Origin of the sequence: Campylobacter novaezeelandiae, assembly GCF_018968685.1 — a bacterium.
Lineage (GTDB): Bacteria > Campylobacterota > Campylobacteria > Campylobacterales > Campylobacteraceae > Campylobacter_D > Campylobacter_D novaezeelandiae.
Genome location: NZ_CP076657.1, coordinates 331722 through 344660 on the forward strand (window position 1 = coordinate 331722; position 12939 = coordinate 344660).

Below are 12939 nucleotides of genomic sequence, written 5' to 3' on the forward strand. Positions count from 1 at the left end.
AAAAAATCATTTTATAATTTTTTGGATTTAAAAAAGGAATTCTCATGCAAAATCCAAATTCAGCTATAGAAAGAGTAAAAAATCATTTGGCCTATAAATTAGGTCAAGCTATGATTGAATATAATAAAAATGGGGGGGGGTATTGCCATTTATTTAAAAAACTTTATGAAATAAAAAAACAACATAAAAAAGAACAAAAAATTTATCAACAAACTATACAAGTTTTTCCCCAACTTAAATATCCAAACCTAGAAACATGTAGTGATTATGAACAAGCTTTAAGATATAAATTTCATTTATCTTATATGTTGGGTGAAGTTTTAATTAAGGCTGGTAAAACCTGGTATAAAGGAAGTGGATTTAAACTAAAAAATGATATTAAAAAAGCTAAAAAAGAATTTCAAATTTTTAAAGAAATTCTAACAGAAATTAAAGAATTAAACGGTAAAGCTTTAAAGGCTATTAAAGATAATCAGCAATTTTTTCTAAAAGAATTTCCAAGAATAAAAAATATACTAAAAATTCACAAAAACTATCAACCTATCCTAGATAATATTTTTCATAATTTTGATTATTTTATACAAAATTTTGATCTTATAGAAGAATGGTTATTATCAAATGATTTTAATGAAAGATATAAAAAAGGAAATCATCCTTACCCTTCTTTACTTGATCCTAAGAAACTAAATGATGAAAATGAAAAAATTAATTATAAAAATATACCTGCTGAGCTTGCTTGGGAGATAAATTTGCCATTACCGTCAAAGTATAAATTTATTATTATTAGTCATCATCATACAGGAACTTATGCTTTAAGGGTATTTTTACAAGAAACCTGCAATACTTTAATTAGCGGTCATTTTATATGGTCAGAAAATGTAATACAAAAATATATGTATGCATATAATGATTTATTAAATTTTCAAGATAAGCAAAATGTTGTGTTATTATTAAAAGATTACCATAGAGAATTTTTTGAAAAATATATAAGCTTAATTCAAAAAAATACAAAGGTATTGATTCTTACTAGAGATCCAATAGAGATTTTAAGATCTATTTTAAATTATGGCTATGTTGAAAAATTTGCTTTAACAGAAGATACTGATTTAAATAAAATTTCTTTCTTAAAATATTATGCAGGTCAACCAGATAATTATTATGTTTTAAAAGATCATTATAAACCAGAGTTTAGGGGTATATTTATAACAAATAAAATAATAAATAAAATAAAGAAATATATAAATATAGAACCTTATTATATTCATACGAAAGATTTGGCTTCTGAAAATATATTAACAACCATGTTTAAAATATCAAAGGAGTTTAATATAAGCTTTAGAGAATCGCCTATTTTGTATGTGCAAATGGAAGGCGTTATGAACCGTTTATTTCCTATGAGTTTAATTTTAAAAAAATATAATATAAATTTGGAAATTATTCATGAATTAACATATACAAACAAGCAAGTTGTTTGTGAGATAAATATAGAAAATAAATTATTTAAATCAAATTTTAAAGTAGTAAGCAAAGATTTGTTACAAAATAAAAGAGAAATTATAGTTTATGTTAGAAAATTTATTGATAAATTAAATAAAAAATTAAATTTAGAATATGAAAAAAGAACAAATGAAATTAAATGTATTGAATATTTTAGAACAATTAAATCTGAAGCTTTACTTTTGAGAAAAATATTAGATGAGGAATTATCGCATATTAAAAAACATCGTCCAGATATAGTAGCTTCTTGGAAATACTATCAAGAATTTGAAAAAATGTGCAGTGAATTGGATTAAAATAATTGATTAAGCTATTATTATATAGAATAATAGCTTGTTAAGGAGTCTCATGCAAAATCCAAATTCAGCTATAGAAAGAGTAAAAAATCATTTGGCCTATAAATTAGGTCAAGCTATGATTGAATATAATAAAAATGGGGGGGGGTATTGCCATTTATTTAAAAAACTTTATGAAATAAAAAAACAACATAAAAAAGAACAACAAATTTATCAACAAACCATACAAATCTTTCCTCAACTTAAATATCCAAGTTTGGAAACATGTCCTGATTATAGTGAATCCCTAAGATATAAATTTCATTTATCTTATATGCTGGGAGAAGTTTTAATCAAGGCTGATATGAATAAGTTTAAAGATGGGTATTTTTTTCTTTTTAAAAATATAGAACAAACTAAAAAAGATTATAAAATAATAAAAGAAATTTTAGATCTTTCTAAAAAGTTTGAAGAAAATATTTATATTATACTTGCTGAAAATAAAAATTTATTCATGTGTAATTTGGATAATTTGAAAATTATTTTAGACTTACATAAAAATTATATACCAGCATTAAAAGTTATTTTTCAAAATTTTAATTATACGCTAAATCATTTGGAAATGATACAAGAATGGTTATTATCAAGTGATTTTAAGCAAAGATTTCAAGATGTAAATCATCCTTATCCTTCTTTACTTGACCCTAAAAAACTTAATGATCAAGCAGAAAAAATAAATTATCATAATATTTCAGGCGAATTAGCTTGGAAAATGAATTTACCATTGCCTGAAAATTATAAATTAATATGGCTATGGGCTGCATGTAGTGGAACAATGGCTATTTATACATTTTTTAATTATTCTCGGATTTCAACTATTAATGCAAATGGTTGGGAAGATGAAAAAAAAGTTTATATTGATAATTATACGTATATATTAAGCAAAAAAACACATGTAGCAATAGCTCCAAGAGTGTTTGAAAATAATGATAAAATTTATTATTTATTTACTAGCAATGTTCCTTTATTATATATATGTAGAGATCCAATATCAATTATCAGGCATGCAATAAATCATATAGGTGACCAAAATAGCAAAATAAAACCAATGATGAAACAGATAACTTTAAATTCAAATTTTAAAGAGCTTTTTCCAGAAATACTTTACTGGTATTCCAATTCAAGCAAACCTGAATTGAATAGCTTGATAAAAGTTTTAGATAATTATGAACTTTACTTTAAATCATATCAAAGAATTAAAATTTTAAAAAAAGATGTATTGTGTTTTGAACTTAATGAAATCTCTGGTTTAAATGCTCGAAAAACATTTGATTTTATAGCTGATAAATTTTTTAATGTAAAATGCGATTATTCTTTTTTTTCTAAAAGAATTAATCGCCATCAAGGTGATTTGGTTGTGCTTCCAGTTGTATATTCTATTGTTATAGGTGAAATTTGTATTAATATAGTAATTACTACAAAAAATCTTATGTATTTTAATTCTTTAGAGCCTAAGATGACAGATGAAGACTATATTGACATTACTTCTGAAATTTTTAAAGAAAGAAAGTTAATGTTTGATAATATTATTTTATTAATAAAACAAAAAGAATATAATATTTTAAAGAATAATCAAAAATGTTTTATAGATAGCAAAAAATATTTAAACGGTTATATGGATGCGTTTGAAGAGAATGAGATAAAGATTAAAAACAATCTTATTACAGAAGAAGAAATTTTGCAATATTTACAAATGAGAAAAGATTTGCGATTAAAATTAAAAGATATTTTAGATGAAGAATTAAATTTTATAAAAATAAATTATCCAAAGCATTTAAAACAATGGAAATATTATCAAAAATTTGAGCAGATGTGTAATGAAACATAATTTAACTATTTGGCTTACAGGTTTAGCAGGAAGTGGTAAAAGTTATATAGCACAAGCATTGTATAGAAAATTAAAAGAGAAATATGACAATGTTATCTATCTTGATGGAGATGAGTTAAGAGAGCTTTTGGGATGTTTTTCCTATGATAAAAAAGGTCGTATGGATGTATCCTTTAAACGATCCGATTTTGCTCGTTTTTTAAGTAATCAAGGAATGATAGTTATCGTAAGTGCGATTTCTATGTGGAATGAAATTTATGAGTATAACCGCAAATATTTAAAAAATTATTTTGAAATTTATATAAAATGTGAATTTGAAGAGTTGAAAAGACGCGATAAAAAGAATTTATATACCCAAGCTTTAAAGGGTGAAATTTCAAATGTCGTGGGTGTAGACATTCCGTATGATGAACCAAAAGCTAATTTAGTGATTGACAATACCCAAATGACAGCGCTTGATGATAAGGTTTGCCTTATTTTAACAGCACTTTCTCAAAATTTAGATAATTCAAAGCACGAATAAATGTTACAAGTTACTCATGAAAATTTCCTAGATTTAAAATATTTTGCTAGCAGTGTGTTCTATCCTTTGGAAGGTTTTATGAATTATGAAGAATATAAAAAAGTAATTTATGAAATGCAACTTTTAAATGGTGAAATATGGACCTTGCCTATTACTTTGGAAGTGGATGATTTTAAAGATATTTATGTAGGACAAAAGCAAGATTTATATTATCAAGACAAATTTATAGGAAATATTCAAATCGAAGATAAATTTTGCGTTCAAGATCAGGATCTTTATGAAATTTTTCAAACTAAAGATGAAAAACATCCTGGTATTATTAAAGAAAAAAACGCTCTTCTTTGCGTGTTGGTGGAAAGATAGAACTTAAAGAAGAATTTTATAAAGATTCTTTATATAAAAATATCTTAAAAGATGTTTTTAATGCTGATATTAAGACCATAGTGGGTTTTCAAACAAGAAATCCTATCCACAGAGCTCATGAACATTTGCAAAGAATTGCGCTTGAAATTTGCGATGCTTTGTTTATTAATCCTCTAACAGGCTGGAAAAAGCAAGGAGATTTTACCGAAGCAGCAGTGATGAGTGCTTATAAAACTATGTTTGATAAGTTTTATCCTAAAGATAGAGTTTATATTCAAGGTTTACAAACTGCTATGCGTTATGCGGGTCCTAAAGAAGCTATTTTTCATGCTTTACTTAGAAGAAATATGGGTTGTACCCATTTTATCATTGGTAGAGATCATGCGGGAGTGGGAGATTATTACGGAATTTACGAGGCGCAAAAGTTGGCTAAAGATCTATCAATGCGTTATGATTTAGGTATAGATTTTTTACTTTTAAAAGAACCTTATTATTGTTCTAAATGTCAAAAAATTGTGAGTGAAAAAAATTGTGCACATTATAAAGAACATAGAATTGCAATTAGTGGTACGCAAATTAGAAAGGATTTAAGCGAGGGTAAAATTCCTAGCGAACTTATGATGCGTTCAGAAATTTCTGCTAGTATACTTGCTTTAGGTAGAGAAAATATTTTTATTGATTAAAGGATTGATAATGAAGAAGCTTATTTTAACAACAGGTCCTAGTTTAGGTGGAAAGATAAATCTTAATCAAATTCATCAAGATAAATTTATTTATAGAATCAATGGAGCTCATGGAGATATAGAGAGTATTAAAAATACTATTATTAATTTAAGAAAACAAAAAGCTGATATTGATATTTTGATTGATTTGCCAGGAAATAAAATTAGAACTTCAGGGATTAGCGAAGCTATTCAAGTAGAAAAAGATAAGGATTTTTCTTTAAAAATTGATCAATTTAACTATAAAGAATTTTATAAGCTTATTAAACCAGGTATGGAGGTTTATGCAAATGACAGTGTATTTTTATTTATCGTAAAAGAAGTTAATAATAAAGAAATTATATTTACATCTAAAAGTACTGGTTTGCTTTTAAATAATAAAGGTATGCATGTAAGAAACTTACACAATAATATTCCTTTTTTGTTTGAAAAAGATAAAGAACTTATAAAGCTTTGCAATGAGTTTGATATAGCTTATGTAGGAGCTTCTTTTGTAAGAAAAGCAAGTGATATACAAGAATTAAAACAAGTGCTTCATTCAAATACTAAGATTATTTCTAAAATTGAAACTTTAGAAGCAGTGAATAATTTATACAGTATTTTGCAAGAAGTAGAATATATTTTAATTGATAGAGGAGATTTATCCACAGAAATTGGTATAGAAAAAATTCCACGTTTTCAAAATTATATTGTAGAAATGGCACATCATAATGCAATTAAAGTATTTTTAGCTACACAAATTTTAAAAAATATGGAAGAAAAACCCATTCCTACTATTGCAGAAATTGATGATTTATATAATATCGCAAAAAGTGGAGTTTTTGGTGTGCAACTTTCTGAAGAAACAGCTGTAGGACACTATGTAGAAGAATGTGTTAAGATTTTAAATTTAATACAAGATGAAATCAATAATGAAAAAATCATTCTTTAAGAAAGCAATATGAAATTTGAATCTTTAAGTCCTGAGAATATTAGTATTATATTTTTATCTTTAGGAGTTTTATTATTTTCTTCTTTTGTTTTTGGAAAATTATTTACTTTATTTAAAGCCCCAAAAGTAATTGGTGAAATTTTTGGCGGTTTTGTTTTAGGAGCAAGCGGTTTATATATTTTTGCTCCTGATTTGCTTGCAGGTATCTTTAATGGATTTAATGAACAAGGCAAGATATTAAATATTTTTTATCAATTAGGCTTGATATTTTTAATGTTTATTGCAGGGTTTAATACGCAAATTAGTTTTGAAAAACAAAATATTAAGATTATTTCTACTTTATTTTTAGGTGGTACTTTTTTATCTGCTGGTGTGGGATATTTTTTTATTGATTATTTTAAAGAAAGTTTTATTGGAATAAAGGGGAATGATTTATCTTTTGATTTGGTTTTTTTAATAGCCATTGCTGTAACTTCTATACCTGTAATATCAAAAATATTTTTTGATATAGGAGTGATTAAAACAAGATTTGCAAGCATAGTTTTAACCACTTCAACAATACAAGATTTGTTTTTATGGATTTTACTAAATATTACTATTAATGCCGCAACAAATCAAGATTTAACTTTAATGAGCAATCTTAAAACCGCTTTTCTTACTTTATTTTTATTTATAGCTGTGAAGGTAATTTCTCATTTCTTTGAAAAAATTTCTTTTCGCATGAGTACAATTGATTTTTTTACTTTAAGCTTTGTTGTGTTATTTTTATCTATAGCTTTTTTAAATATGATTCATATCAACCCTATGTATACTTCATTTCTTATTGGTTTTTTAATAAAGAATATTTTAAATAATCATCAAATATTAAAAGAAAAAGTTAACGGTATTTCAGATATGGCTTTTTCATTTTTTATTCCTATTTATTTTGCTTTAATCGGTATTCAATTAAATATTATGCATGAATTTTCTTTTAACATGTTTATATTCTTCTTAATTCTTGCGTGTTTATTGAAATTTTTAGGTTGTTATATAGGATTAAATTTTGTTAAAATTTCTAATATTTCAAGAATTAATTTTGCAATTACTATGAATGCTAGAGGTGGCCCAGGAATAGTTTTAGCGAGTGTTGCCTATTATTATCAGATTATTAATGTAAGTTTTTTTACAACACTTATTTTAACTGTTTTAATTTCTTCGATGATGGCTGGTTATTGGTTAAGATATCAAAAAAATAAGAATATAAATATATTTTCAAAATTCTAACAATGTAGCTCTTATGGGTGCAGGGATACATTCAAATACGATGCTCGGTTTTATAGATGAAAAAAATTTAGTAAAATTGAAGTATTGTTTTGATTTAAATCCTGAAAAAATAGGAAGATTTTTACAAAATAGCTCTATAAAAATAATTAATGCTTCTAAAGAAAGCTTAAAAGATATAGAGTGTATAATAATGACTATGGCTTTACATGAAAAAGTAGTTTTTGAAAATGAAATTTTAAATTTTAAAAAGCAAGGTTTAGCCCCAAAGCTTAAAGTAGTGATTTTAAGTGCTAAAGAATTAAGGCTTGTAAATTTAAAGGAGAATGGATGTTAGCTTATATAAAAAATCATTTTAAAGAAAGCATAGATACAAAAGAACAAATTTTAAAAGATGAAAATATATTAGACCTTATTAAAAAAGTAGCTTTAGAAATTATAAAAGCTTATAAAAATGGTAATAAAACTTTATTAGCAGGTAATGGCGGAAGTGCAGCTGATGCACAACATATTGCAGGAGAGCTTGTAAGTAGATTTTATTTTGATAGATCTGGGCTTGCAAGCATAGCATTAACTACAGATACTAGCATACTTACAGCTATTGGAAATGACTATGGTTATGAGAAAGTTTTCTCAAGACAGCTTGAAGCACAAGGAATAAAAGGGGATATTTTTATAGGAATTTCAACCAGTGGAAATAGTGCAAATATCTTAAAAGCCTTAGAAATTTGTAAAGAAAAAGGAATTATTAGCATTGGTTTAACAGGGCAAAGTGGGGGAAAGATGAATGAACTTTGTGATTATTGTATTAAAGTGCCTTCAAGTTGCACCCCACGCATACAAGAGTCTCATATTTTAATAGGACATATACTTTGTGCCATAGTAGAAGAGGAGCTTTTTGGAAAAGGTTTTCATTGAAAGCTATTATTCTTTGTGGAGGTTTCGGCACAAGACTTAAGAGTATAGTTAAAGATGTGCCAAAACCAATGGCCCTAATCAATACTAAACCTTTTTTAGAATTTATATTTGAATATCTTAAAACCCAAAATATCAAAGAAGTTATTCTAGCTGTTTCTTACAAATATGAAGTAATAAAAAATCATTTTAAATATAATTTTTTAGATCTAAAAATAGAATATAGTATAGAAGAGGAACCTTTAGGTACAGGTGGAGCCATCAAACAAGCCTTAAATTTGGCAAATGAAAATTCTTTAGTATTAAATGGTGATACCTTTTTTAATATAGATTTATCTTGTTTAAATTTAGAAGAGAGCAAAATTTGTTTTGCCTTAAAATCAATGCAGGATTTTGATAGATATGGGGCCGTAGAACTTGATAAAGATAATTTTGTAAGTTCTTTTAGGGAAAAACAATTTTTCAAACAAGGACTTATTAATGCAGGAATTTATCTAGTATCTAAGGATATTTTTAAGGATTTTTCTTTAGAGGATAAATTTTCTTTTGAAAGTTTTTTACAAGAAAATTATAAAAACTTAAAAGCAAGAGCATGTATTTTTGATGATTATTTTATAGATATTGGTGTACCTGAGGATTATAAAAAATTTTTAGAGGATAGCAAGAGTTTTAAATTTGGTCATTGAACTTATTAATTTATCTAAGATACAATAAAAATTTTTGAAAGGTTGAAATGAAAAAATATGTTTTAAATTCTGAAATCATTCAAGATAAAAGTTTGGGAATGGATATTTGGGAAAACATTTTCTCCAATAAAGAATGGGGAAAATATCCTAGTGAAAATCTAATCCGTTTTATTGCAAGAAATTTTTATAACGTTCAAGATAGAAGTAAAATTAATATTTTAGAATTAGGACTTGGAACAGGTGCTAATCTTTGGTTTTGTGCAAGAGAAGGTTTTAGTGTTAGTGGTATAGAATGGAGCAAAACAGGAGTTGAGCGTTTTAAAAAACGTTTAGAAGATGAAAATTTAAGCAAACAAATCAAAGAAATCAAAATAGGTGATTATGCTCAAAAACTTGATGAATTTGAAAATGAAAGTTTTGATGCTTGGATTGATAGTTATTCTTTAGCTTATAATGATTTTGAAAAAACTAAAAATATCATTGAAAAAGCCATTTCGAAGCTAAAAATTGGAGGTAAATTCTTTTCCATTACCCCTAGTTTTAATAACGAAGGTTTTTATGAGGATGTAAATTTAGCTTATCATACTTGTTTTCCATCTTCTGGGAGTGATGCTTTTACTGGAAATATCAGATATTGTGATGATTTGGATATAGAAAAACTTTATAATGGAAAAAATTATAAAGTGATTAATACTCAAATTTATTCTTTAAAAGAGGAAGGGAAAATAAAAAATGAACTTTTTGTTATAGAGGGTGAAAGATATGGATAATTCAAATTTTTGGGAAAACATTTTCTCCAATAAAGAATGGGGAAAATATCCTAGTGAAAATCTAATCCGTTTTATTGCAAGAAATTTTTATAACGTTCAAGATAGAAGTAAAATTAATATTTTAGAATTAGGACTTGGAACAGGTGCTAATCTTTGGTTTTGTGCAAGAGAAGGTTTTAGTGTTAGTGGTATAGAATGGAGCAAAACAGGAGTTGAGCGTTTTAAAAAACGTTTAGAAGATGAAAATTTAAGCAAACAAATCAAAGAAATCAAAATAGGTGATTATGCTCAAAAACTTGATGAATTTGAAAATGAAAGTTTTGATGCAATTATTGATATAGCTTCTTTGTGTTGTAATGACTTTGAAAAGACTAAAGGCATTTTTGATAAAGCTATATCAAAGCTAAAGCCTTATGGCAAATTTCTTTCTATGACCTTGGCCATTGGACTTTTTGGCTATGAAAAAGAAAAAGGTTTAGAGCAAACTCCTGAATATGGCATTTATAAGGGCAATGGAAAGCTTCGTTTTAGCACTTTAAATGAAATAAAAAGCCTTTATAAGCATAAAAATTTTAAAAGAACAAATTTAAGTATGCTTACTTTAGAAGATGTTTTAGAAGATAAAGAGACAAGAGTTATTGATAAAATTTTTATTATCGAAGGTGAAAAATGCCCTAACGGGGGGGGGGGATTTAGATCTTCTAAAGAGGAATGGAAAATGAGCAAGGTAAGTCTTGAAGCTTATCTTGCTTCCAATTTTAACACTCTTAGTTTTAAAGATGATATTTATTTTAGTTTTGATTATGCAAAATTGTATGGAGAAGTTTTTGAATTTGAGTATAAAAAAGACGGATTTGTCTTTAAAACTTTAGGAGTTAAGCAAGAAATTTTAAATTCAGGCTTTTTTGATTTACAAAGTCCTTATGGATATAATGGAATTTATACTAATACTAAAGATGAGGATTTTTTAAATGAAGCCTTTGAAAATTTAAAGCAAAAAGCTTTAAAAGAAAAGATTATAGCTTTTTTTATACGTTTTCATCCTTTTGATGAGTATATAAATGCTTATAAAAATAATTTAAATTTTATAAATAAAAATAAAAAAATCATTATAGTTCCCACTGAACAAGATATCACTCTTATACGTAAAAATTACAATCCTCGTATTAAAGCTTATGTGAAAAAAGCAAGAGAAAATTTAAAAATAGATTTTATTAAAATAGATGAAAATAAAGATTTTAAAATACTTTATGAAAAAACAATGCAAAGAAATGACGCAGAAAATTTTTATTTTTTTGATAAAAAATATTTTAATAAATTATATAATTTTAAAGAATATATAGTTTTAAAAGCAAGTTTAAATGAAGAGGTTTTAGCTTTCGCTTCTTTTTTTCTTTGTAAGGATTTTTCTTATTATCATTTAAGTGCTAATTCTTTAAAGGCTAATGCCAATGCCGCGCTTTTGGATTTTTTCTTTGAATATGCAAATAAAAAAGGTTCGAAATTTTGCATACTAGGAGGTGGTGTTAAAGATGATGATACGCTTTTTAATTATAAGCAAAAATTTTCTATAGTGGATTCTTATTTTTATATAGGTGGAATTATTTTTAATGTGCCACAATATGAGTATTTTTGTCAAAATTCTAAGAGTGAAAAATTTTTAAAATATCGTTTTATTAACGATTCTCTCCCCTATTAACTCATTTATTCTATGATTATATTTTTTAAATAAAATCAAGGAATATTATGATTTATTGTGATCATTGTGTAATGCCAAATACAAGACCAGGTATTAAATTTTTTAAAGATGCAGAAGGCAAAAATATCTGTTCTGCTTGTATCAATCATAAAAATAAAGAAAAGATCGATTATAAAAAAAGATTTAAAGAGTTAGAAGAATTATGTGATAAATACCGTAGGATGAATGGAAAATTTGAGTATGATTGTGCTATTGCTGTAAGTGGAGGAAAAGACTCTCACTTTCAAGTGCATATCATGAAAGAAAAGTTAGGAATGAATCCTATTTTATTTAGCGTTGAAGATAATTTTACGACTACAAAGGCTGGAAGAAAAAATTTAAGAAATTTAAGCGAGACTTTTGGTTGTCATATTATCAGCTTAAAACCTGATTTAAAAACTCAAAGAAAAATTACTTTAAAAACTTTTGAAAAATATGGAAAACCAACGTGGTTTATTGATAGGCTTATTTATACTTATCCTTTTGCCATGGCTTTGAAATTTAACACGCCTTTATTAGTTTATGGTGAAAATGTAAGTTATGAGTATGGGGGGGGGTATGACCTAGAAACTCCTAGTGCTAAAGATATTTTTTTAAATGGAGTGGCAGAAGATTTGGATTTAAGCGAATTTATAGATGATGAAATCAAAGAGGAAAATCTTCAACTTTTTTTCAAACCTAATGAAAATGATCTTGCTAAATTAGATCCTATTTATCTTAGTTATTTTATTAAATGGAATTCTTATTCAAATTATATTTTTGCAAAAAGTAGAGGCTTTACAGATTTACAAAATGAGTGGGATAGAACTCATTGTGTTGAGAATTTTGATCAAATTGATAGCATAGGTTATATTATTCATGCTTGGATGAAATATCCAAAATTTGGGCATGCTATGGCTAGTGATTATGCGGCTAGGCTTATAAGATATGGACTTTTAGATAGAGAAAAAGCTATTAAAATTGTTAAAGAAAGAGATCACAGGCTAGATGATAAATGTATAGAAGATTTTTGTTCTTTTGTTGGTATCAATAAAGATCGTTTTTACCGCATTGTTGAGAAGCATTATAATATGGATTTATTTTATAAAAATGAATTTGGAGAATTTAAACTTAAAAACGAAATTTCTCAATAAACTAAAAAATAAATAGATTTAAATATATAAATAAATTTGGTTTAAATTTTAAGCTGAAAGTTTTTATATATTAAATCTTTATAAATTTAAAAAAAGAGTGGAATATTTTTTGCTACAATAAAATATTATTTACAAAATAATATATAAATAAACAAGATAAATTAAGCCTTATGATGGGTTTAGTTTTTTAAAAAAATGTATTTGTATTTACAATAGTAAAAACTAAAATTTATCTTTT

At 25.7% G+C, this 12939-nt stretch carries 12 protein-coding genes and 1 pseudogene; all 13 read left to right on the forward strand.

Annotated features, from left to right (window positions below; genetic code table 11):
- Window positions 1–44: 44 nt before the first annotated feature.
- The 13 genes and pseudogenes from CNZW441b_RS01820 (at window position 45) to CNZW441b_RS01885 (ending at window position 12701) form a co-directional block, all read left to right on the forward strand.
- Entirely contained in the window at window positions 45–1793 is a 1749-nt protein-coding gene (locus CNZW441b_RS01820) for a DUF2972 domain-containing protein (RefSeq protein ID WP_216681492.1), read from the forward strand.
- A 52-nt stretch (window positions 1794–1845) separates the two neighbouring features.
- Window positions 1846–3660, forward strand: coding sequence for a DUF2972 domain-containing protein (locus CNZW441b_RS01825; RefSeq protein ID WP_216681493.1), 1815 nt, complete (start codon window positions 1846–1848; stop codon window positions 3658–3660).
- Window positions 3650–4183: an adenylyl-sulfate kinase gene (locus CNZW441b_RS01830; protein WP_063674756.1), complete on the forward strand. Its 534-nt coding sequence runs from the start codon at window positions 3650–3652 to the stop codon at window positions 4181–4183. The genes CNZW441b_RS01825 and CNZW441b_RS01830 overlap by 11 nt, the downstream gene beginning before the upstream one ends.
- Window positions 4184–4546 carry a hypothetical protein gene (locus tag CNZW441b_RS01835; protein WP_216681494.1) on the forward strand — a complete coding sequence of 121 codons (363 nt, stop codon included), beginning with the start codon at window positions 4184–4186 and terminating at the stop codon, window positions 4544–4546.
- Window positions 4525–5229: a hypothetical protein gene (locus CNZW441b_RS01840; RefSeq protein WP_216681495.1), complete on the forward strand. Its 705-nt coding sequence runs from the start codon at window positions 4525–4527 to the stop codon at window positions 5227–5229. Before CNZW441b_RS01835 ends, CNZW441b_RS01840 begins: the two co-directional genes overlap by 22 nt.
- A 10-nt stretch (window positions 5230–5239) precedes the next feature.
- Window positions 5240–6199 (forward strand): pyruvate kinase, encoded by a 960-nt coding sequence (locus tag CNZW441b_RS01845; RefSeq protein WP_216681496.1) that lies wholly within the window; start codon window positions 5240–5242, stop codon window positions 6197–6199.
- Window positions 6200–6208: 9 nt separating this feature from the next.
- On the forward strand, window positions 6209–7462 hold the full coding sequence (locus CNZW441b_RS01850) for a cation:proton antiporter (RefSeq protein WP_216681497.1): 1254 nt from the start codon (window positions 6209–6211) through the stop codon (window positions 7460–7462).
- Window positions 7463–7475: 13 nt separating this feature from the next.
- Window positions 7476–7796 carry a hypothetical protein gene (locus CNZW441b_RS01855; protein ID WP_216681498.1) on the forward strand — a complete coding sequence of 107 codons (321 nt, stop codon included), beginning with the start codon at window positions 7476–7478 and terminating at the stop codon, window positions 7794–7796.
- Window positions 7790–8377: a D-sedoheptulose 7-phosphate isomerase gene (gene gmhA2, locus CNZW441b_RS01860; protein ID WP_216681499.1), complete on the forward strand. Its 588-nt coding sequence runs from the start codon at window positions 7790–7792 to the stop codon at window positions 8375–8377. The genes CNZW441b_RS01855 and gmhA2 overlap by 7 nt, the downstream gene beginning before the upstream one ends.
- Window positions 8374–9060, forward strand: coding sequence for a D-glycero-D-manno-heptose 1-phosphate guanosyltransferase (hddC, locus tag CNZW441b_RS01865; protein ID WP_216681500.1), 687 nt, complete (start codon window positions 8374–8376; stop codon window positions 9058–9060). Before gmhA2 ends, hddC begins: the two co-directional genes overlap by 4 nt.
- 47 nt (window positions 9061–9107) lie before the next feature.
- The gene (locus CNZW441b_RS01870) at window positions 9108–9830 is read left to right on the forward strand and encodes a class I SAM-dependent methyltransferase (RefSeq protein WP_131186594.1); all 723 of its coding nucleotides are present in this window, start codon (window positions 9108–9110) and stop codon (window positions 9828–9830) included.
- Window positions 9823–10267 (forward strand): annotated as a pseudogene (locus CNZW441b_RS08265) (class I SAM-dependent methyltransferase); the annotation flags it as partial. The gene CNZW441b_RS01870 and the pseudogene CNZW441b_RS08265, both read left to right, overlap by 8 nt.
- A gap of 1309 nt (window positions 10268–11576) precedes the next feature.
- On the forward strand, window positions 11577–12701 hold the full coding sequence (locus tag CNZW441b_RS01885; RefSeq protein ID WP_216681501.1) for an N-acetyl sugar amidotransferase: 1125 nt from the start codon (window positions 11577–11579) through the stop codon (window positions 12699–12701).
- Window positions 12702–12939: the final 238 nt, after the last annotated feature.

Coding starts and splice junctions, on each gene's coding strand:
- CNZW441b_RS01820 (WP_216681492.1), top strand. CDS start 45: ATGCAAAATCCAAATTCAGCTATAGAAAGAGTAAAAAATCATTTGGCC.
- CNZW441b_RS01850 (WP_216681497.1), top strand. CDS start 6,209: ATGAAATTTGAATCTTTAAGTCCTGAGAATATTAGTATTATATTTTTA.
- gmhA2 (WP_216681499.1), top strand. CDS start 7,790: ATGTTAGCTTATATAAAAAATCATTTTAAAGAAAGCATAGATACAAAA.
- CNZW441b_RS01855 (WP_216681498.1), top strand. CDS start 7,476: ATGGGTGCAGGGATACATTCAAATACGATGCTCGGTTTTATAGATGAA.
- CNZW441b_RS01830 (WP_063674756.1), top strand. CDS start 3,650: ATGAAACATAATTTAACTATTTGGCTTACAGGTTTAGCAGGAAGTGGT.
- CNZW441b_RS01835 (WP_216681494.1), top strand. CDS start 4,184: ATGTTACAAGTTACTCATGAAAATTTCCTAGATTTAAAATATTTTGCT.
- CNZW441b_RS01885 (WP_216681501.1), top strand. CDS start 11,577: ATGATTTATTGTGATCATTGTGTAATGCCAAATACAAGACCAGGTATT.
- CNZW441b_RS01825 (WP_216681493.1), top strand. CDS start 1,846: ATGCAAAATCCAAATTCAGCTATAGAAAGAGTAAAAAATCATTTGGCC.
- CNZW441b_RS01845 (WP_216681496.1), top strand. CDS start 5,240: ATGAAGAAGCTTATTTTAACAACAGGTCCTAGTTTAGGTGGAAAGATA.
- CNZW441b_RS01870 (WP_131186594.1), top strand. CDS start 9,108: ATGAAAAAATATGTTTTAAATTCTGAAATCATTCAAGATAAAAGTTTG.